This window comes from Pseudomonas sp. FP1762 (genome assembly GCF_030687105.1).
GTDB lineage: Bacteria > Pseudomonadota > Gammaproteobacteria > Pseudomonadales > Pseudomonadaceae > Aquipseudomonas > Aquipseudomonas siliginis.
On the sequence record NZ_CP117458.1, the window covers coordinates 2,409,464 to 2,429,228 of the forward strand.

General features: G+C 60.9%; 22 protein-coding genes. 10 read left to right on the forward strand and 12 right to left on the reverse strand.

Going from position 1 to position 19,765, the window contains the following annotated elements:
- Nucleotides 1-65: 65 nt before the first annotated feature.
- The 3 genes from PSH90_RS10640 to PSH90_RS10650 are packed head-to-tail and all read right to left on the reverse strand — an operon-like array spanning nucleotide 66 to nucleotide 3,582.
- On the reverse strand, nucleotides 66-1,304 hold the full coding sequence (locus PSH90_RS10640; RefSeq protein WP_305382693.1) for a nucleoside permease: 1,239 nt from the start codon (nucleotides 1,302-1,304) through the stop codon (nucleotides 66-68).
- A 42-nt stretch (nucleotides 1,305-1,346) separates the two neighbouring features.
- On the reverse strand, nucleotides 1,347-2,429 hold the full coding sequence (locus tag PSH90_RS10645; RefSeq protein WP_056784758.1) for a sugar phosphate isomerase/epimerase: 1,083 nt from the start codon (nucleotides 2,427-2,429) through the stop codon (nucleotides 1,347-1,349).
- Entirely contained in the window at nucleotides 2,419-3,582 is a 1,164-nt protein-coding gene (locus PSH90_RS10650) for a Gfo/Idh/MocA family protein (protein WP_082530261.1), read from the reverse strand. Before PSH90_RS10650 ends, PSH90_RS10645 begins: the two co-directional genes overlap by 11 nt.
- Before the next feature lie 206 nt (nucleotides 3,583-3,788).
- Here PSH90_RS10650 and PSH90_RS10655 point away from each other — a divergent pair, with 206 nt between their 5' ends.
- Nucleotides 3,789-4,802: a LacI family DNA-binding transcriptional regulator gene (locus PSH90_RS10655; RefSeq protein ID WP_252879887.1), complete on the forward strand. Its 1,014-nt coding sequence runs from the start codon at nucleotides 3,789-3,791 to the stop codon at nucleotides 4,800-4,802.
- A 5-nt stretch (nucleotides 4,803-4,807) separates the two neighbouring features.
- On the opposite strand, the gene PSH90_RS10660 is transcribed toward PSH90_RS10655, so the two are convergent.
- Complete coding sequence (locus PSH90_RS10660; RefSeq protein WP_305382697.1) at nucleotides 4,808-7,189, reverse strand: DUF3772 domain-containing protein; 2,382 nt, start codon at nucleotides 7,187-7,189, stop codon at nucleotides 4,808-4,810.
- 165 nt (nucleotides 7,190-7,354) lie between these two features.
- Between PSH90_RS10660 and PSH90_RS10665 the strand changes: the two genes are divergently transcribed.
- From PSH90_RS10665 to PSH90_RS10685, 5 genes are all read left to right on the forward strand, one after another.
- Complete coding sequence (locus tag PSH90_RS10665; protein WP_305382698.1) at nucleotides 7,355-7,864, forward strand: CinA family protein; 510 nt, start codon at nucleotides 7,355-7,357, stop codon at nucleotides 7,862-7,864.
- Nucleotides 7,861-8,379 (forward strand): hypothetical protein, encoded by a 519-nt coding sequence (locus tag PSH90_RS10670; protein WP_305382699.1) that lies wholly within the window; start codon nucleotides 7,861-7,863, stop codon nucleotides 8,377-8,379. Before PSH90_RS10665 ends, PSH90_RS10670 begins: the two co-directional genes overlap by 4 nt.
- Before the next feature lie 7 nt (nucleotides 8,380-8,386).
- Complete coding sequence (locus tag PSH90_RS10675; protein WP_016774256.1) at nucleotides 8,387-8,842, forward strand: DUF421 domain-containing protein; 456 nt, start codon at nucleotides 8,387-8,389, stop codon at nucleotides 8,840-8,842.
- Nucleotides 8,843-8,928: 86 nt separating this feature from the next.
- Nucleotides 8,929-9,156: a PLD nuclease N-terminal domain-containing protein gene (locus tag PSH90_RS10680; protein ID WP_056784773.1), complete on the forward strand. Its 228-nt coding sequence runs from the start codon at nucleotides 8,929-8,931 to the stop codon at nucleotides 9,154-9,156.
- A 108-nt stretch (nucleotides 9,157-9,264) separates the two neighbouring features.
- Nucleotides 9,265-9,411, forward strand: a complete 147-nt coding sequence (locus tag PSH90_RS10685; protein ID WP_177434183.1) for a hypothetical protein — start codon at nucleotides 9,265-9,267, stop codon at nucleotides 9,409-9,411.
- Between the two features lie 112 nt (nucleotides 9,412-9,523).
- Here PSH90_RS10685 and PSH90_RS10690 read toward each other — a convergent pair whose 3' ends face one another.
- Nucleotides 9,524-10,750 carry an MFS transporter gene (locus PSH90_RS10690; RefSeq protein WP_305382700.1) on the reverse strand — a complete coding sequence of 409 codons (1,227 nt, stop codon included), beginning with the start codon at nucleotides 10,748-10,750 and terminating at the stop codon, nucleotides 9,524-9,526.
- Between the two features lie 107 nt (nucleotides 10,751-10,857).
- Here PSH90_RS10690 and PSH90_RS10695 point away from each other — a divergent pair, with 107 nt between their 5' ends.
- Together PSH90_RS10695 and PSH90_RS10700 are read left to right on the forward strand one after the other, a co-directional pair.
- The gene (locus tag PSH90_RS10695) at nucleotides 10,858-11,310 is read left to right on the forward strand and encodes a helix-turn-helix domain-containing protein (RefSeq protein WP_252869232.1); all 453 of its coding nucleotides are present in this window, start codon (nucleotides 10,858-10,860) and stop codon (nucleotides 11,308-11,310) included.
- 170 nt (nucleotides 11,311-11,480) lie between these two features.
- Entirely contained in the window at nucleotides 11,481-11,906 is a 426-nt protein-coding gene (locus PSH90_RS10700; RefSeq protein WP_305382701.1) for a VOC family protein, read from the forward strand.
- On the opposite strand, the gene PSH90_RS10705 is transcribed toward PSH90_RS10700, so the two are convergent.
- Nucleotides 11,907-12,821 carry a LysR family transcriptional regulator gene (locus tag PSH90_RS10705; RefSeq protein ID WP_256808833.1) on the reverse strand — a complete coding sequence of 305 codons (915 nt, stop codon included), beginning with the start codon at nucleotides 12,819-12,821 and terminating at the stop codon, nucleotides 11,907-11,909.
- A 202-nt stretch (nucleotides 12,822-13,023) separates the two neighbouring features.
- Here PSH90_RS10705 and PSH90_RS10710 point away from each other — a divergent pair, with 202 nt between their 5' ends.
- Together PSH90_RS10710 and PSH90_RS10715 are read left to right on the forward strand one after the other, a co-directional pair.
- A complete protein-coding gene (locus PSH90_RS10710) occupies nucleotides 13,024-14,364 on the forward strand; it encodes a nucleobase:cation symporter-2 family protein (RefSeq protein WP_056784786.1) in 1,341 nt (446 codons plus the stop codon).
- 33 nt (nucleotides 14,365-14,397) lie between these two features.
- Entirely contained in the window at nucleotides 14,398-14,907 is a 510-nt protein-coding gene (locus PSH90_RS10715; protein WP_095179608.1) for a nucleoside deaminase, read from the forward strand.
- A gap of 169 nt (nucleotides 14,908-15,076) precedes the next feature.
- Here the strand turns inward: PSH90_RS10715 and PSH90_RS10720 are convergent, their stop codons facing one another.
- The 6 genes from PSH90_RS10720 to PSH90_RS10745 all read right to left on the reverse strand — a co-directional run bounded on the left by PSH90_RS10720 (nucleotide 15,077) and on the right by PSH90_RS10745 (nucleotide 19,651).
- Entirely contained in the window at nucleotides 15,077-15,325 is a 249-nt protein-coding gene (locus PSH90_RS10720) for a DUF6555 family protein (protein WP_041480580.1), read from the reverse strand.
- Nucleotides 15,326-15,409: 84 nt separating this feature from the next.
- A complete protein-coding gene (locus PSH90_RS10725) occupies nucleotides 15,410-15,616 on the reverse strand; it encodes a hypothetical protein (protein ID WP_370593551.1) in 207 nt (68 codons plus the stop codon).
- 178 nt (nucleotides 15,617-15,794) lie between these two features.
- A complete protein-coding gene (locus PSH90_RS10730; RefSeq protein WP_252877893.1) occupies nucleotides 15,795-16,727 on the reverse strand; it encodes an MBL fold metallo-hydrolase in 933 nt (310 codons plus the stop codon).
- Between the two features lie 40 nt (nucleotides 16,728-16,767).
- On the reverse strand, nucleotides 16,768-17,970 hold the full coding sequence (locus PSH90_RS10735) for an NAD(P)/FAD-dependent oxidoreductase (protein ID WP_095179611.1): 1,203 nt from the start codon (nucleotides 17,968-17,970) through the stop codon (nucleotides 16,768-16,770).
- 223 nt (nucleotides 17,971-18,193) lie between these two features.
- Nucleotides 18,194-18,550: a response regulator transcription factor gene (locus PSH90_RS10740; RefSeq protein WP_056784799.1), complete on the reverse strand. Its 357-nt coding sequence runs from the start codon at nucleotides 18,548-18,550 to the stop codon at nucleotides 18,194-18,196.
- A 96-nt stretch (nucleotides 18,551-18,646) separates the two neighbouring features.
- Entirely contained in the window at nucleotides 18,647-19,651 is a 1,005-nt protein-coding gene (locus PSH90_RS10745; RefSeq protein ID WP_252869235.1) for a GlxA family transcriptional regulator, read from the reverse strand.
- Nucleotides 19,652-19,765: the final 114 nt, after the last annotated feature.

The following is a 19,765-nucleotide window of genomic DNA, read 5'->3' on the forward strand; positions in this document are numbered from 1 at the left end:
ATCGATAGCGAATGCCGCCTAAACCACAGGCGGCATTCGTTCTATTCATGCATTACAACTCTGCTCTAAACCGCACTCGGCAACACAGCCTTGTCCCGATCGCGGCCCTTGAACGTCGCCCAGAAACACAGCAGCACCGCCACGGAAAAACCGGCTGGAAATAGCCAGATACTTCTCCAGTCATGGCCCGCACTCGAAGTGAAGTGGTCAGTAATCCGTCCCGCAATCCAGAAGCCAATCAACATGCCCAACCCGTACGTGGCCAAGGTGATCAGACCTTGCGCCGAACTGCGGAAGCGTTCCGGTGCTTTTGCATCGGTGTAGATCTGCCCGGACACGAAGAAGAAGTCATAGCACACGCCGTGCAGGGCAATGCCGATCAGCAGCATGAATGCCTGATCGTCGTTATTGCCGAAGGCAAACAGCACGTAACGCAACGCCCAGGCAGCCATGCCGACCAGCAGGGCGATCTTGATGCCGAAACGATGGATGAACAGCGGCAACAGCAACATGAACAGCACTTCCGACACCTGACCGATGGCCATCTTCGCTGTCGGGTTGGTCACGCCGATCTCCGCGAGAAACGGGTTGGCGTTCTGGTAATAGAAGGCCAGCGGAATGCAGATCAGGATCGAGGCGAGAAAGAACACCAGATAGCTGCGATCCTTGAGCAAACCCCACGCATCGACGCCGAGCATCTGCTTCAGGCTTGATGAGCCGGCTGCGGTTTTCAGCGGCGCGGTGTTCGGCAGACTGAAGCTGTAAAGCCCCAACAGCAGTGATGCGACGGCGGACATCAGGAACGTATTGCGCAAGCCTCCCGCCGCGATGCTTTGCTGCGAGTCCCAGGCGAACACGAAGCTGATCACCACACCGGCGACAATCCAGCCCACTGTGCCCCATACGCGAATGCGCGAGAACTCCAGCGCCGGGTCTTTGATCTGGCGGAACGCCACGGCGTTCACCAGCGCCAATGTCGGCATGTAGACCATCATGTAGGCGAGCACATAGGGATAAAACGCGCTGAAGTCTGCCGCGCGATAGAGCTGATAGAGCAGCACCGCGCCCAGCAGATGGAGCACCGCCAGAATGCGTTCGGCATTGAAAAACCGGTCGGCAATCAAGCCAATGACAAACGGCGCCAGAATCGCACCCCATGATTGCGTGGCGAAGGCCATACCGACCTGGCCGCCGTTGGCAGCGAGCGTGGTGGCCAGAAAAGTGCCGAGGGTGACGAACCAGCCGCCCCAGATAAAGAACTGCAAAAACATCATCACGCTCAGTCGCGCATTCATTACGTTCATTTCAGATCACCGTATTGTTTTTATGTCGGTAACGCGGATGAATCAGTCGTCGGTCAGGCCGAGCAGGCGCCGGTTGGAAGCGGCATCGGCGCTGACCCCGGCGAAATCGTCGAAGGCCTTGGCGGTCTTGCGGATCATGTGTCGCTCGATGAACGCCGCGCCTTCCGCCGCGCCCTGTGCAGAGTCTTTCAGGCAGCATTCCCACTCCAGCACGGCCCAGCCGTTGAAGTCGTATTGGCACAATTTGCTGAAGATCGATTTGAAATCGATCTGGCCGTCGCCCAGCGAGCGGAAGCGCCCGGGACGCTCGACCCAGCCCTGATAGCCGCCGTAGACGCCGGAGCGCGCATCGGGGCGGAACTCGGCATCCTTGACGTGGAACATGCGGATGCGTTGGTGGTAACGGTCGATGAAGCCGAGGTAATCCATTTGCTGCAGCAGCAGGTGGCTCGGATCATAGAGAATTGCGGCGCGGGGGTGATGATTCACCGCCTCAAGAAACTGCTCGAACGACGCGCCGTCATGCAAGTCTTCGCCGGGATGGATTTCGTAGCACAGATCAACGCCGGCCTCTTCGAAGCAATCGAGGATCGGCAGCCAGCGCTTGCCCAGTTCGGCGAAACCTTGCTCGACCAAACCGGCCGGACGTTGCGGCCATGGATAGACGTAGGGCCAGAGCAGGGCGCCGGAGAAGGTCGCATGGGCCTTGAGTCCGAGACGCTGGCTGGCACGGGCCGCCAGTTTCAACTGCTCGATGGCCCACTCGGTGCGCTCCTGCGGCTTGCCGCGCAGCGCTGGCGGGGCGAAGTCGTCGAACAGACTGTCGAACGCCGGATGCACAGCGACCAATTGCCCTTGCAGGTGCGTCGACAGCTCACTGATCACCACACCGGCGCGGGCGCAGACGGCGATGAGTTCGTCGCAGTAATCCTGGCTTTCAGCGGCGCGCTGCAAATCGATGAACCGCGTGCCGAGGGTCGGTACCTGAATGGCTTTATAGCCTTGCGAGGCTGCCCACTCGGCGATGTTGGCGAGGGAGTCGAAAGGCGCTTCGTCGGCGATGAATTGCGCGAGGAAAATCCCCGGACCTTTCAGGCCAGTCAAATTTTGCTGATCACTGTTCATTGTGCTGGGCTCCTGTCAGTGGGCCGGGTATCTCGCTCCACTTTTCATTGCCAAGGTGATTGGCGATGGCGGTTTCAATGAAGGCCATGCCGCGCAGGCCGGTCTCGATGCCCGGTATGCCCGGGGCCTGATGGCCTTCGACGCCTTGAACAATCGCCTCGGCGAGATCGCCGTACAGGTTGGCCATCGCTTCCAGATAACCCTCGGGATGCCCGGCGGGCAGGCGCATGCGCTGACTGGCAGCGTCACACAACCACGGCTGACCGACTCCGGATCGCAGAATACGCATCGGTTCATTCAACGGTCGATGAATCAGACTGGCCGGCTCTTCCTGACGCCATTCCAGCCCACCCTTGTCACCGTAGACGCGGATCTTCAGCGGGTTTTCCTCACCGGCGCAGACCTGGCTGGCGAGCAATACACCACTGGCGCCGTCGCTCATTTTGAACAGCATCGCCACATCGTCATCCAGTTGCCGACCCTCGACATGCGAACCGAGCATTGCGCTGATGAACTGGATCGACTGGCCGGCAACGAACTCGGCGAGGGAAAACGCATGGGTGCCGATGTCGCCAATGCAGCCGCCGATCCCGGATTGCGCCGGATCGTCGCGCCAGCCGGCCTGCTTGTTGCCTTGCCCGGCGACATCGGTGCTGAGCCAGCCTTGCGGGTACTCGACGATGACTTTGCGCACGTGCCCGAGCACGCCGCTGGCGACCATTTCGCGGGCCTGCCAGACCATCGCGTAACCCAGGTAGGTGTGCGCCAGCCCGTAAATTCGCTGGCTGTTGATCACCACCGAATGCAGCGCCTGCACCTCGGCGAGGTTCAGCGCCGCGGGTTTCTCGCTGAACACGTGAAAACCGGCGCTCAATGCCTCACGGGCAATCGGTGCGTGCAGATGATTGGGGGTGACGATGACCAGCAGTTGCATGCGTTGCTCGGCGGGCAGGGCGGCCTCGCGGGTAAGCAGGGTTTGCCAATCGTCGTAACAACGTTCGGCGGACACTCCCAGGGTCGCAGCGGTGCGCTGATTATTCTCCGAGTCGCGGCTGAACGCGCCACAGACCAGTTCGAAGCGTCCGTCGAGGCCGGCGGCTTGCCGGTGGGCGCGGGCGATAAATGAACCTTCACCGCCTCCGACAAAACCCATTCTTGTTTTTTTTGCGGCAGCGTACATGGCGGTCGTCTCGGTAGCTGGATGCAATGCTGATGAGCGATGTAACCGGTTACATCGTGGGCGAAATCTAGGCGTGAAATAGCCGGGTGTCAAATGGCAGCGGATGATCGACAGCGTTTCGATCGCTCGTTGCCTGCGGTAAGCTCCGCGCCTGATCGGCATGAAACAACGAGGTGGTTTTGTCCAATATCCGCGAAGTGGCTCGGCTGGCTGGCGTTTCCGTGGCGACAGTGTCGAGGACGTTGAAGTCCCCTGAGCGCGTGCTCGCGCCAACCCGTGAGCGCGTCATGGCCGCCGTGGAACAGGCCGGCTATCGGCCGAACCTGATGGCCGTGCAGTTCCGCTCGCGGCGCACCGGCAATCTGGTGATTCTGGTGCCGACCATCGCCAACACCTTTTTTGCCCGGGTCATCAGCGGTGCGCAGCAAGCGGCGCAGGCGGCTGGCTATCGCTTGCTGCTCTGCGACACTCAGGGCCGGGAAGAACTGGAGCGGCAATTCGCCGAGCTGGTGTACGCCTATCAGGCCGACGGGGTGATTCAGTTGCGCGCCTACGATCCTTTCGAAAACGCTCCGGCCGACGCCGATGTGCCGCCGATCGTGAACGCCTGCGAAGTGCTCAAGGCCGGGCGTTATCCAACCATCAGCCTGGACAACGTCGCCGCCGCCAAAGCCATGACCGACCACCTGATCGCCCTGGGACACCGACGCATCGGCCTGATCAAGGGCTCGAAAAACAGCCCGCTGACCCTGGATCGACTGGCGGGTTACGAAGCGGCATTGCGCGAAGCCGGGATTGCCATCGATGAAGCACTGATCTGCCATGGCAATTTCAGCCTCGAGGCCGGTTTTGCCGGCGCGCAAAAGATGCTCGCATTGGCCGAGCGACCGAGTGCGCTGTTCTGTGAAAACGATGAAATGGCCATCGGCGCACTCAAGCGCATCCGGCAAGCGGGGCTGCGTGTGCCTGAGGACATTTCTCTGGTCGGCTTCGACGACATTCCCATGGCGCAATACTGCGATCCGCCGCTGACCACCATCTCGCAACCAGCCGAGGCCTTCGGGGCCAAGGCGGTCGAGATGTTGATTGCCCTGATCGAAAAACGGCCGCTGGCAGAAAGGCATGTCGTCCTGCCGTTCGAGCTGACGCCACGCAGCAGCACGGCCCGCATCGACAACTCGGGCAAGCGCTAACCGGATCACGCCGCTGGCGGCTTCGCCAGCGCAATCCCCGCCGCGCCCAACCGCTTCAACACTTCAAACAACAAATCGCTCTTGGTCAGCCCGACAATCCTCGGGCTGCCCACATAGCCGGTGACCGTGAGGGTTATGCCGTCCGGCGACAACTTGCTGAAACGCACGAATGGCGCCGGTTTATCGAGGATGGTTTCGTTCTCGTGATACGCATCCAGCAGCAGTTGTTTGACCTGCTCAGGATCGATATCCAGCGGAAACACCAGCTCCAGCGATGCCACGCCCTGAGCACTGCCGCCGAGGGTAACGTTGCGCAGGTTCTGCGAGATCAGTTGCGAGTTGGGCACGATCACGATCGAGCGGTCGCTGAGCTGGATTTCCGTGGCGCGCACGTTGATCCGGCGGATGTCGCCCTCGACACCGCTGATGCTGATCAGGTCGCCGACCTTGACCGGGCGCTCGGTGAGCAGAATCAGGCCGGAGACGAAGTTCTTGACGATCTCCTGCAAGCCGAAGCCGATACCCACTGACAGCGCACTGACGATCCACGCCAGATTGGTCCACTGCACGCCCAGCGACGACAGCGTCAGCAGAATCACAAAGGCGTAGCCGATATTGGAAAACAGCGTGCTCAGCGACGCGCACATGCCCGGGTCCATGTCGGTCTTGGGCAGGAATTCGTTGTCGAGCCAGCGGCTCAATGTACGGATTAGCCAGATACCGATCAGCAGCGCCAGCAGCGCATTGAGCAGGTGCCCGGGGACGATATTCAGCTTGCGCAAACCGGCGCCGCCAAGAATCGACATGATGTTGGTGACCAGTTGGCCGAGCGTGGTGCCGATGCCGCCGACAAACAACGAAATCAGCGCCATCAGCATCAGGCCGGCGCGGCTGACGCCGGACAACAGGATCGACGTTTGCTCAAGGCGTCGATCGCTGACCCCGAGCAATTGCTTGAGCGCCTGGCCGCTCGCGTGTTTCGGTGAAAACAGGTGTTCACAGGCGTCCTTGACCAACTGAATGAGCAAATAGAAACCCGACAGCACGACGTAGCTCCACACCAGTTCATAACTGATGAACCGCGCCAGCGAAACATAGCCGGCAAGCAGGGCAATGGCGGTCACAAACATCGAGACGCTGGCGACGCTGTAGATCAGCCCGGCGAACACGCTGTTCGTCGCCGAAGCGTCGTTGGCGGCGATCAAGGCCTTGCGCACTTTGCCGACGCGCAACAGCATCGTGCCGATGATCGCCAGCACCACCATGGAAATCACGCCGCGCCCGGCCATCACGATGTGACTGCTCATGCCCGTGGCATTGGCGACCTGCACCAGCGTCACCAGCACCAGCAACGCGCAGGCGAGGATTCGCGGATAAGGCTTGAGGGCCAGTGCCACCGGATCGGCAATTGCCGGCAGGCGCCACGAAGGGTGCTCGGTGGAAAGCAATGCACGGCTGAGCCCGGTGATCAGCACGCAGGCATAGACGACTTTTTCGAACTCTTCGGAAAAGGTTTCCAGCACCGGCGGCAGGGCATCGTGGCGGGTGCAGGCGTAGAACAGGAGTTTCAGGGCGATGGCGGTGGTGATGAAGGTCGCGAGAGCTGAGGCGAATGCCAAGGCACTGCGGCGCAAGCGGCCCTCTGCCACGCGGTGAATACAGAACCAGGTGAGCCCGCGCTCAGCCAGACGCCGGCCAAAGGTCCAGACGAGCAACGCCAGCAGCACCAGCACGCAGGTGTAAAAACGCTCGCCCGGCGCCCAGACCGTGGCCCAGACGTCGCCCACCTGCTCGACGAACAGTCGCAGCCGCTCGCGGTCGTCCTCGCTTGGATTGATCAGTGGCGCCCAGAACTGCGGACTCAACACGCTGCGTGTGCTCAGGGTCAGTTCGCTTTCCAGTAGCGTGCGGCGGATGCCGGCGATTTGCGTGATCAGGTCGGCGGCATTCTGTTTCAGTGCGGCGAGGCTTTTCAGGGTGCCGTCGACCTTGCTTTTCTGTTCCGCCAGCGCGGCCCGCTGCGCGACGATATCGGCTTGCTCGGCGGCCACCTCGGCGTCGGGCGCCGTGCCGAGCACGCCCAGTTGCACCGTCAGTTGCGCCTGTTGCGGCAACAGCGCTGCCGACAACCGATCGACGTCGAGAATGAACGCCTGCACCCGATCCTGCGGGCCTTCGAGCTGGTTGTAATTGTTTGCCGCCGAGATCTGCTGCTTGAGCCCGTCGAGGCGTTGTTGCAGGGCTTGCAGATCGCTTTGCGAAATCACAGGTAGCGGCGCTGCGCCTGAGTTCGCCGGCGCGGCAAGGTCCGCTGCCCACGGCGCAGCGCTGCCCGGCATCAGCAGCAGCAACAGAACCAAAAACAACGACTTGAATGAACAGCGCATGGGGGCGGCGGGCTCGAGTGGATCACACAGTCTATGAGGGTAGGTGATCGTGCCGAACAGGGCGGAAAACTTTCACTGGAAGAGGCGGGTATACGCTCATCCAGTCCAGCGGAATGATCCGCACAGCGAGCGGTCAACCGGCAATAACAGCTTCGAGAGCGTGCCATGTCCATCGCCAAGGAAACGATTGAATACCTGCGCCAACATTCGCTGATCATCACCACCGCCGAATCCTGCACGGCCGGGGAAATCGTCATGTTGCTGTCGGAAGTGCCCGGCAGCGGCGAGCTGATCGAATGCGGCTACGTGGTCTATTCGCCGCAAGCCAAGCAGCGCTTGCTCCACGTCAGCCCGGCGACCATGGAAACCTTCAATCTGACCAGCGTGGAAGTGGCCAGTGAAATGGCCATCGGTGCGTTGCGCGACAGCACGGCCAACGTCGCCGTCGCCACCACCGGCATTCTCGGACCCGACGATATGGATGGCATCAAGGCCGGTACGGTGTGTTTCGCCTGGGCGTTTCAGTTCGATGACCAACATTTTCTGTTCAGCACCCGGCAATGGTTTGCCGGGTCGCGCAGTGAAGTGCAGACCCTGGCCTGTGAGTTCGCCTTGCAGCAGTTGCCGGCCTATCACCGTCGCGCCTTGCGCGGCGAAGGAGGGTGGCGCCGATGAAGCCCGACGCTGACCATCCCGATCTGCGCAGTCGGCAGTTCCCGGTGCAGGAGGACATGGCCTATCAACTGAAGGTCTGGCGCTTCGAGCGCATCGGTTGGTATCTACTGGTGCTGTGCATGCTGCTGGGTCTGTTGGGGCTGTTTTCCCGGGGCGTGCTCAGTTCGCACGACGCCCGCAGCGACGACGGCAAAGTCCAGGTTGAATACGAGATGTTCCACCGCAACGGCTCGACCATCCCGCTGAAACTCAGCGTGCACGCGACGCCTGAAGCTATCGTCGAATTGGACATCGGCGGCGAGATGCTCGATGGCTTCAGCATCGAAACCATGCAACCGGCGCCAGTGCGTATGCGCAGTTCAGCGCAGGGCATGCGTTTGTGGTTGCAGGCGGATGCGCAGGGCCAGGCAACGCTTTATCTGACCCTGCGCGGCGACGGACTGGGCCTGTTTCGCAGCCATATCCGCGCGCCAGGCTCGAGCGAAGTGAAGCTCATTCAATTCATTTATCCATAGGTGACCCATGGACTCGGTGTTGCGCGCACTCGCGATGTATCTGGCACTGATGGTGCTGTTCAAAATTGCCGGTCGGCGTTCGTTGGCCGAGCTGACGACGTTTGATTTCGTCTTGCTGATGATCATCGGTGAAGCCACCCAGCAAGCGCTGCTTGGTGATGATTTTTCCCTGACCAATGCGTTTCTGGTGATCATCACCCTGATCGCCATCGACGTTGGGTTCTCTTTGCTCAAGCAGCGTTCCAGCTGGATCTCGCGGCTGATCGATGGTGAACCAACGATCATTGTCGAGAACGGCAAGCTGTTGCAGCGGCGTCTGCGCCATGCGCGGCTGGTCGAGGCGGATGTCATGGAGGCGGCGCGCTCCAGTCAGGGCATTGAAACCATCGACCAGATCAAGTTCGCGATCATCGAGCGCAACGGCAAGATTTCCGTGATCCGCCAGGATCCGGAAGGCGGCTGAAGCTTTGGCGCCGCGCACGCGCAATTTTTTTGAACGCTGAAAAAGCCCCGCAGCCCAATGCTTACAAGTCATCGGAGGATTGCGAAATGAACGAGGCAGCGAGTTACTTCTCCATCGCCGTGGCGGTGATCATTCTGCTGGTCGACCTGTGGGCGATTGTCAGTGTGTTTCGCAGCAACAAGAGCGTCGGCATCAAAGCCGCCTGGGCGATCGGCTTGATTGTCTTCCCGGTGCTCGGCCTGATCGTGTGGGGCATCGCTGGCCCGCGCGGCGTCAAGGAAGGGCCTTCGTCGCCGGAGCACAGTAAGGGCTGAGAGCCCGATGCAGTCCTGCAATGAATTTGCGCACATTCCGGAAGAAGGTAAACGATGCTAGGTCAAGCTTGAACCGGGTAGCAATACCACTGCTGAAAGGAGATTGTCATGAAGAAAATCTGCGTATGTCTGGGGTTCTGCTCAATGTTTCTGTTGAGCGGCTGCTTCGATTCCAACGATGCACCCAACAAGGACGGTGACAAAAGCAAACCGTCGGTGCAGATGCAGACCGAGAAGCCCGAGGACGGCAAGTAGCTGCTGGCGAGTAATCCCTGTGGGAGCGAGCCTGCTCGCGAAGGCGTCAGGTCAGACAACTCTGTGCTGACTGATGCTCCGTCTTCGCGAGCAGGCTCGCTCCCACATTGGTTCAGTCGTGTGAATAAACGTACTCCAGCCACACCCAATACATCAGCGCCACAGCACTGATCCCTCCTCCGAGAAAACACACCGCCACCCAGCCAGAGTGCGCATAGGTATACGTCGCCGCGATGGCGCCCAAACCACTGCCCACCGAGTAAAAACACATATACGCACCGACCAGTCGGCTCTGCGCATCGGGCCGTGCGGCGAAGATCAGGCTTTGGTTGGTGACGTGCACCGCTTGCACGGCGAAGTCGAGGAGGATCACTCCGACGGCCATCGCCAGCAGCGAACTGTCGATAAATGCGATGGGTAGCCAGGACAGCGTCAACAGCGCCAGGGTGATGCCGGTGGTGCGATTGCCCAAGCCGCGATCGGCCAGGCGCCCAGCCCGTGCGGCGGCGAGCGCGCCCGCCACTCCGGCCAGTCCGAACAGGCCGATCTGCGTGTGGGACAACGACAGGGGCGGGGCGCTGAGCGGCAGCACCATCGACGTCCACAACACACTGAACGCGGCGAAGATCAGCAGGGCGAAGATACCTCTGATGCGCAATACCCGCTCAGTCAAAAAAAGTTGGAACATCGAGCGCAGCAATTGCCGATAGCTGCCCTGTGCGGGCGGTTTTGCCGAGGCGGGCAGGGTGCGCCATAACAGCAGAGCCATGCCGATCATCATGACTGCCGAGACAAAATACACGCCGCGCCAACCGGCCAGATCAGCCACTACGCCGGAAACGAAACGCGCCAGCAAAATGCCCAGCACCACGCCACTGGTGACGGTGCCTACGGCGGCGCCGCGCTGTTCCGGACGAGCAAGGCTGGCGGTGCAGGCGACCACCACTTGCACCACCACCGCCAGCAGACCCACCAGCATCATGGCGCCGAGCAACACTCCCCAGCTCTCGGACAGGCCCACGGCACACAGCGCCGTTGCAGACAAAAGCAGTTGGCTCACGATGAGTTTCTTTCGATCGAGCAGATCACCCAGCGGCACAATGAACAGCAGCCCGACCGCATACCCGGCTTGCGTGGCCGTGACCACAACGCCGATTGCACCGGGTGAAACCCCGAGGCTGGCGGCCATCGATTCCAACAATGGCTGTGCGAAATAAACATTGGCCACTGCTATCGCGCAGGTGATTGCAAAGAGAAAAGTCTGCAAACGACTCAGCCCGGTCGTTGCGCTGTCAGCTGCGGCTTGCGCATTGATCAGGGTTTGCGTCTGACACGGCATCCTTGCTTCCTCGTAGTGTGGTTTTGAATTGAAACCGATACGTTGATCTTTATTCATTCGGGTTGTTAAATGCAACCACATTCAATAGCCGATCCATCAGGAACCACATGGCCCGACAACAAACATTGGCGCAGAGCGAATGCCCGGTGGCCCGAACCCTCGAAGCCATTGGCGATCGCTGGGCCTTGATGATCATTCGCGATGCGTTCGACGACGTGCGCCGTTTCAGTGAATTCCAGAAACGTCTGGGCTTGGCCAAGAACATCCTCACGGTCAAACTGAAAATGCTCGTCGAGCTCGGCGTGTTGCAGATTCAGCCCGCGTCCGATGGCAGCGCCTACAAGGAATACGTGCTCACCGACATGGGCCGCGCGGTGTTCCCCATCGTCGTCAGCCTGCGGCAGTGGGGCGAGCGTTTTCTGTTTGTCGAGGGGGAGGAGCACTCGATCCTGCTCGACAACGAACGGGCCGAGCCCGTCGAGACTATCGTCGTGCGCTCCAGGGCGGGCGAGGTGCTGGCCCCGGCGGACTGTCACCGAAAAGTGGTGACGCGCCGGTAAGGAAGCCGAGCAGATAGTCGTGGCGCGTATTCACAGCCGCGCTATCTCCATGGCATGAAAAGTCGAGCCGGCATTCGCAGGGTTTTTGATCTAGGCTGTTTTCGATCCTCGATCAGCAGCGGTGCGCCGTTGCCAGATTGGTTTAATCAACGCGGTTGCCGGAGTGCCTGATGAGTCTTTCGCCTTTCCACCTCGCCATCCCGGTTTACGATCTTGCCGCTTGCCGCCGTTTTTACGGTGAAGTGTTCGGCCTGGAGGAGGGCCGATCCAGCGCGCAATGGGTCGACTTCAACTTCTACGGCCACCAGTTGGTCATCCACGAACAGCCGAAAACGGCTGCCCAAGAAAGCGTTAATAGCAACCCGGTAGACGGTCACGACGTACCGGTCCCGCACTTCGGCATCATTTTAGAGTGGCAGCAATGGGAAGCACTGGCCGAGCGACTGAAGTCATTCGGCACGCAATTCGTGATCGAGCCCTACATTCGATTCAAGAGTCAGGTCGGCGAACAGGCGACCATGTTTCTGCTCGACCCCTGCGGTAATGCGCTGGAATTCAAGGCGTTCAAGGACATGGGCCAGGTGTTCGCCAAGTAATCACAGCGTAGTGGTCTGACCGTTGCGATCGCGTTCATAAACCTTGTTGGCCTGGAGCTTTTCCTTAAGCCAGCGCTCGGCCGTCCCTAGTGGCCGTTGGCGTGCCCATAACAGGTCGACGCCGATTTGCCAGTCGGTATGCGGGTACGCCGACAGCTGCAACTCGACCAGTTCGCCATTGCCCAGTTCACGCTGGATCAGCTGGCGCGGCAGGGTCGCCCAGCCGAGGCCGGCGCGGACCATTTCGAGCAGGGCCAGATAGCTTTCCGCTTGCCACAGCTGCGTCGAACGCAGGTATTCACTGCTCGGCAGTTTGCTGGCGTGCGCACTGAACGCCAGGCGCCGATGCACGTGCAAATCGTCGAACGTGACGTTGTCCAGTTGCGCCAGCGGATGATCGGGATGACAGACGTGCAGCATGATCAGTTTGCCCAGTTGCTGGAACGCCAGTTCCCGGGGATAGCCCGGCTGCGAAAACGCCACGCCCAGCACCGCCTCGCCACTGCTGACCAATTCGCTGACATCGCCGTAGACCGGGTGACGAATGATCAGATCGACAAACGGGAAGGCCTGCTCGAACGCTTGCAGCACCGGCATGATCGGGCCGTACGGCGTTTCAATCGCCAGGGTCAGGCTCGGTTCGACGCTATCGGAAAGGCAATCGGCGTGGGCCTCGAAGGTCATGCAGCGCTCCAGTACCGCCTCTGCCTGGACCAGCAATTTATGCCCGCTGGCGGTGAGGGCAGGGCTGCGATTGCTGCGGTCGAACAACTCGACGCCAACGTCGGTTTCCAGATTGGCGATCGCCGCGCTGATGGTCGATTGCGTCTTGCCCAGCTTGCGCCCGGCGGCGGAGAACGAGCCGCTTTTCACCACTTGGACGAACATCAGCAACTGATCGAGTGAGAAGCGCACGCGGTGTACTCCGAGCTTGAGCGAGACGGCGATTGTGCCGCGTCTTTGCCATCGAAAAAAGCGATGGTTGCCAATTTGTTTCATCGTTAAAAACATTCAAGGATGACCCCGCGTCTTCGAACGCCGGGGCCGATTCTGTTTGTGCGTCTGTCCCTGAGCGCCCGCGATTACAACCAACGCTGCCCCTTCAGGAGCTTGTGCCATGACTACGCAACGCGTTCACCCGGTCGACGAGGTGTTGCCCCTGCGGCAGCTTTTCACCTTCGGTCTGCAGCATGTTCTGGTGATGTATGCGGGAGCGGTGGCGGTGCCGCTGATTCTCGGCAGTGCGATGGGGCTGACGTCGGCTCAGGTGGTTTTACTGATCAACGCCAACCTGCTGACGTCCGGTGTGGCGACGTTGATTCAGACCCTCGGCTTCTGGAAGTTTGGCGCGCGTTTACCGTTGATTCAGGGCTGCTCGTTCATTGCGCTGGCGCCGATGATCATGATCGGCAAGGAGTTCGGCCTCAGCCAGATCTTTGGGGCGGTGATCGCCGCCGGCTTCCTGACCATCGCACTGGCGCCGGTGTTCAGCCGCTTGCTGCGATTCTTTCCGCCCGTGGTGATTGGCAGCCTGATCACCATCATCGGTATTTCACTGATGCCGGCGGCGGCAATCTGGCTGGGTGGCGGCAATCCCGATTCGCCTGACTTCGGTCGCCCGGCCAATCTGCTGCTGGGTCTGGCCACGGTCAGTGTGACGCTGGTGATTTATGCGAAATTCAGCGGCTTCATCGGTAACCTCAGTGTGCTCATCGGCTTGTTTGTCGGCAGCCTGATCGCTGCCGCCTGCGGCATGACGCACTTCAATCGGGTCAGCGAGGCGGCGTGGTTCGAGTTGAGCGCGCCAATGGCGTTCGGTGCGCCGGAATTTTCTCTGGTACCGATTCTGATCATGACCCTGGCGATGCTGGTGATCATGGCCGAGACCACTGGCAACTGCCTGGCCATCGGCAAACTGGTCGGCAAACCGACTACGCAGCAGACCCTCGGTAACGCCTTCCGCGCCGACGGCTTGTCGACCATGCTCGGTGGTCTGTTCAACAGCTTTCCCTATAACGCCTTCACGCAAAACACCGGCCTGATTGCGCTTTCCAGCATCAAGAGCCGCTTCGTCGTTGCGGCCGCTGGCGCGATCATGGTGTTGATGGGCTTGTTTCCAAAGCTCGGCGCGCTGATTGCGGCGGTGCCGACGCCGGTGCTGGGCGGCTGCGCGATCGTCATGTTCGGCATGACCACGGTGGCGGGCATTCAGGAACTGTCACGGGTGCAGTTCGAGGGCACACGCAACGCCATTATTGTTGCGGTGTCGGTCAGCGTCGGCGTCCTGCCGATGTCGTTTCCGGCCCTGTTCGAACATGTCGGCCCGACGCTGAAACTGGTGCTCGACAGCGGCATTTTCCTCGGTGCGATCACCGCCATTCTGCTCAACCTCTTGCTCAACAAACAAAAACCATCGACGGACGCCGTCGGCGCTTCCACGGCCGAACTGGCCGACTGACTTTTGTCTTTTCTCACTGCCCAGGAGTTACCCATGAATCAATTCACTCAGCTTGTCCCGGCCGGCGTCAGCGATCTGGACCTGGCATTGCTGCGCCAGACCATCGCCCTGTCGCAGGCGTCGAAACAACGTGGCCGGCACCCGTTTGCGGCGCTGGTGGCGGACCGCGACGGCAACGTCATTGCCGAAGCGGGCAACAATTCGATGCCGCCGGAAGGTGATCCCACCCAGCACGCCGAACTGGTCGCGGTGGCTGCGGCGGCGAAGCGTTTGTCACCCACGGAGCTGGAGGCGTGCACGCTGTACACCAGCGCCGAACCTTGCTGCATGTGCGCGGGCGCGGTGTATTGGACCGGTGTCGGGCGAGTGGTGTACGCGTTATCGGAACATGCTTTGCTCGGGCTGACCGGCGATCATCCCGAGAACCCGACGTTCTCGTTGCCGTGTCGCGAAGTGTTTGCCAGAGGGCAGCGCACGGTGAGCGTTTTCGGGCCGATGCTGGAGGAAGAGGCGGCTGAGCCGCATAAAGGGTTCTGGTCTTAGTTGATATGGATCGTTCCCACGCGGAGCGTGAGGAACGATCAGTTTCGCGCGGTCAGGTACTGGTCACTTCACCGGGACGATAACCGCACATTCCCCAGCGGAATGCCCCCCATGGTCTGTTGTGGGGCGCCTGGCTGACTTGCAAGCTCAGCCAGGCGACCCGATTTGCCTAAGCCTCCGTCCAGTCCAGCGCTGCCGTCTCGCGCCACTTCACCTCCGTAATCCCATAGCGCTCGGCCTGGGGTTTGGAAACCACTTTCAACGGTGGTTTACCCGGTTTCGGAATCGGCGCAATACCGGCGTCACAGCTCGCCCAATGCCAAGCGTCGGCGTTGCGCATACTCTTGGCGCGGATGACGAATGATTTTGGCTGGTCGTGATGTTTGTATTCGATGACGAAAATATCGGTGCTACGCATGAGTTCCTCCTTACGCTCATACGTAAATGATTTTGTCCGACAAGAAAAATTCAAAGGATTTTCTGGCCAGATGATCATCGTCACTCAGCGCTCTGAAACGCGGTTCTTCATGAAGCCGCGCAGGTTCATCAGGAACAGGCAAAGCTGCAGAACGATCAGCGCGTAAGCCCCGGCATGGACGCCCCAGATCACCCACAGCAAATTGCTCAGACTGAAACAAACGAAGCCGCTCATGCGCCGTTGCGGTCGTTGCGAACCGATCAGCCAGGCGGCCAGAACGGTGACCAGCATCGCCGGCCATTGCACCCAATCCAGATATGCCAACACTCCATCCTCTGCTCAGATTTGCTTGATGCAGAAAGGGTACACAGCAACCGAAGTATGGTCACCGCCCGCACGGTTCTGCGTAGCAATGGCGGTGAAAAAGGTTTCGCCCGGCAGAAGCCGGGCGAAGATTTCAGGCGCGCAATCAGTAATCCCAAATCGCAGGTATCCAACGGAAAGCAGCACCATTGATCGCGACCCTACCCACCGAAGGGAAGGCCAGATGCGTGGCGACAAACAGCTCGCCGCTGGCGGCGGCTTCCTTGAGCATGCGCACGCGCACTTCCACCGATTTGGTCGGATCGTGTTCGAAACCGTTGTGCCAGTCAGGGTGATCGAACGCCACCGGGAACAACGCGTCACCGGCAAAGGTCAGGCGCTCGCCACCGGAGTTGACGTAGACCACGCAGTGCCCTGGCGTATGACCACCGGTGAGTTTTGCAACTACGCCCGGTGCAACCTGACATTCGTCTTCGAATATGTGCAACTTGCTTTCATAGTGGTTGATGAACGCGTTGGCGGTGCTGCGCAGGACGTCTGGTACTGGTGCGGGCATGTCGGTGCTGGTGAAGTCTGGCGTGGACCAGAAATTCACTTCGGCAGCGGTGACGTGGATGCGCACGTCGTGGCGCAGACGGCTCTTCACCGAGTCGACCAGTAGGCCGCCGATATGGTCCATGTGCATGTGCGTGATGACGATATCAGTGATGTCGGCGAGGTCCACCCCGGCAGCGGCCAGGCGCTTGGGGAACTGCCCGGCGCGCGGGAAACCGGGGAATTGGCCACCGAGGCCGGCGTCGACGAGGATGACTTGTTCGCCGCTACGCACCACCAGCACGTTGAGCGCCCAGTCGAAGGCGTCAGGGCCCAGATACATTTCCTTGAACCAGGCGGCACGGTCGGCGGGGGCGGCATTGGTTGACATGGTCTGGGTCGGCAACGGCAACACGCCGTCGCTGATCACCATCACGTCAATGTCGCCCAGGCGCAGGGCGTAGCGCGACGGCACCAGTTCTTCGCTTTGCGTTTGCAGGGCCACCGCGCGGTTGGCGGTGAAGGAATCCAGATGCAGGGTCATGGTGTTCTCCTTGTTCTCAGGGCTAAAGCGGAGGGTGAAATCAGGCTACAGGGATCAGCGGATCGGCGGCCGCGAGGGCGGCGCGACGTTCGGCGGCGGGCGGGTAGATCCACACCGTGTTGATCTGCGTCTTCAGCTCTTTGGCTTCGGCCTTCACCAGTTTCAGCTGACGATCCCAGCCTTCGGTGTACACCGCCCCCCAGGCGCCCAGATCCAGGCAAGTCACGTACTTGGGCTGGCGATACATTGTCGGAGCGACGCCGAGGATATCGGCGGCGGCGTTGTTGCCGGCGTAGCGACCCAGGCTGATCGCATGCTGGCAAGACATCGCGGCATAGTTGCCGAGGTCGTCAGTGGCGGCGCGAGCGACATCACCGGCGGCAAAGACGTGATCGATGCCGTGCACCTTGAGGTTGCCATCGACATGCAAGCGGCCCTGGCCATCGCGTTCGGCGTCGAGTTGTTCGGTGAGCGGGCTGGCGCGGAAACCTACGGTCCAGATCACGGTGTGGCTTTCGATGTGGCGGCCATCGGCGAGGGTGACGCCATTGGCATCCACAGCGGCAACGCTGGCATCGACGATCCATTCGATACCCAGGTCATTGGACGCCTCGATGATCGACGGGCGAATGCCATCGCCCATGGTCGCAGCGATGTCCTTGCTGCGATCGACAATGATCACGCGCAGGTCTTGATCCTCACCGAGAATCGCGCGCAGGCGCGCCGGCATTTCCGTCGCAGTTTCAATCCCGGTGAAACCGCCACCGGCGACCACCACGGTGTTGCGCGCAACGCTGGGCGGTTGGTTGCCGAGGGCGATGAGATGGCGTTCCAGACGCGCCGAGGATTCGATCTGATCGACATCGAACGCATGCTCCTTGAGGCCAACCACCGGAGGCCGAGCGAGCTGGCTGCCGCTGGCGAGAACCAGCCGATCGTAGGCCAGTTCACCCGGACGCCCGGCCTCGTCGCGGTAACCGATTCGGCGCGCCCGGGCGTCGATGCTTTCAGCGGTGCCTTTGACGAAGCGCACACCCACCGCATCGAACAGCGCGTCGAGCGGCGCGTACATGCTGTGCACGTCCGGCTCGTAGAAGCGCGGGCGAATACGCAATTCCGCTTGCGGGGCGAGCAGCGTGATCTCGACATCCTGACGGGCATGCATATCCAGCAAACGCGCAGCGCTCAGCGCACTCCACAGCCCGCCGAACCCTGCACCGATCACCAATAATTGCTGTTTCATAATGTGCTCCCTGACGCTGATGGATGGATGACACCCGAGTCCGATGCGGACTCTGGCGTGACGATCACTGGCCGCCGTAACTGCTTGCCGTACTGCCTGGCGCTCAATCGCCCGCTGTGTAGAGCCATGCTAGGGCGGGGAGGCTACGAGCGCAGTTGTCCATCGGTGTGCGTGGGGTACGCATGGGTGGAAGGGGGGTATACGAAGGTATGGGGAAAAAGGATCAACCCAGCGCTTTTTCCAGGCAGGCGAGCAAACGTTCAGCCTGAAATGGCTTGGCCAGACACGCGATGACCCCGGGTACGCTGTTGGGCATTTTGCCCGCATGCGCCGACACAAAAATCACCGGCATCCGCCAGCCTTGCGCCCGCAGTGCATCCAGCATCTGCAAACCACCCATGCCCGGCATCTGAATATCGGAAATCAAACAATCAGTCTGCGCCGGCCCGTCCGAGTCAAGGTAGTCCGCTGGCGCCGCATAGCAGAACACCTGATACCCCGACGCTCGCAGCAGGCTGCTCAGCGATGTGCGCATTGCCTCGTCGTCGTCCACTACCGCAATGACATGCGTCTTGTACATAAAGCTCCCGGGCCGGGCGGCCGAGCTGGTGACTCCTGTCGTTCTTGCACCATACGCTGATGGCCAGCGGGCAAAACTATACGTAGGTATAGCGGTTCAGCCATCGCGGCTGAAGCGACTGCGGTAGTCGCGCGGGGAGATCGACAGGTGGCGCTGGAAGCAGGCGCGCAGGCGTTCTTCATCGTTGAAGCCGCAGAGGCGGGCGATTCGTTCGATTTTGTGCGGGGAGTTTTCCAGCAGGCGTTTGGCCGCTTCGAGCCGGAACAGCTCGAGCGCTTTCGACGGTGTGCGCCCGGTGCGCGCTTTATAGACCCGCGTGAAGTTGCGCAGGCTCATTGCGGCTTGCTCGGCGAGGCGCTCCACCGTCAGATTCGGGTCGCCGAGGCGCTCCATGAGCCAAAGGTGCAGATCATCGAACATCGCAGCGTCCTGCGCCTGCGATTGCAGCAGCGTGCTGTATTGCGCCTGGCCGCCGGGGCGTTTGATGTACACCACCAATTCCCGCGCGACTTGCAACGTCACTTCACGGCCGTAATCGGCCTCTACCAGCGCCAGCGCCAGATCGATCCCGGCGGTGACTCCGGCCGAGGTCCAGACCTTGCCTTGCTGAATGAAGATCGCGTCGGCATCTACCTCGACCGCTGGAAAGCGATCGCGCAAAGCGTCGCACATCGCCCAGTGAGTGGCAGCGCGGCGGGCGTCGAGCAATCCGGCCTGAGCCAGCAGAAACGCACCACTGCACACCGAGACCACGCGGCGGGCGAGGTGAGCATGGTCCTGCAGCCAGTCGCTCAGTTCGCGGTGCTCCTCAAGGGTCTGGCAGATGTCAGGGGCGCCGGGCACGACCAGCGTGTCCGGCGCGGTGGTGTCGAGCGTGGTTAACGCTTGGGTGTCGATGGCCAGCCCTTCGACGGTCGGGATCAAGCCGCCGCTGAGGCTGGCGGTGTGCAGTTGATAACCGGGCTGCCCGCGCTCGACCAAGGCTTTGCTCGCCGCCCAGAACACGGTCTGCGCACCGCTGAGATCGAGCAGGCTCAGCCGTGGGTAGGCGATAAACACCACGTCGCGCGGGGCCGTTGTAAAAGCGGGATGAGTGGACATCGCGGGCCTGCCTGTTTGCAGCGCTAAAGGCGGGACTGCCTCAGCCTGGCCGATTTTCAGGGGTTTCTGGCCGGCCGGCAATGGTGCTGACTGTTAGCCTGATTGCTGACCGTC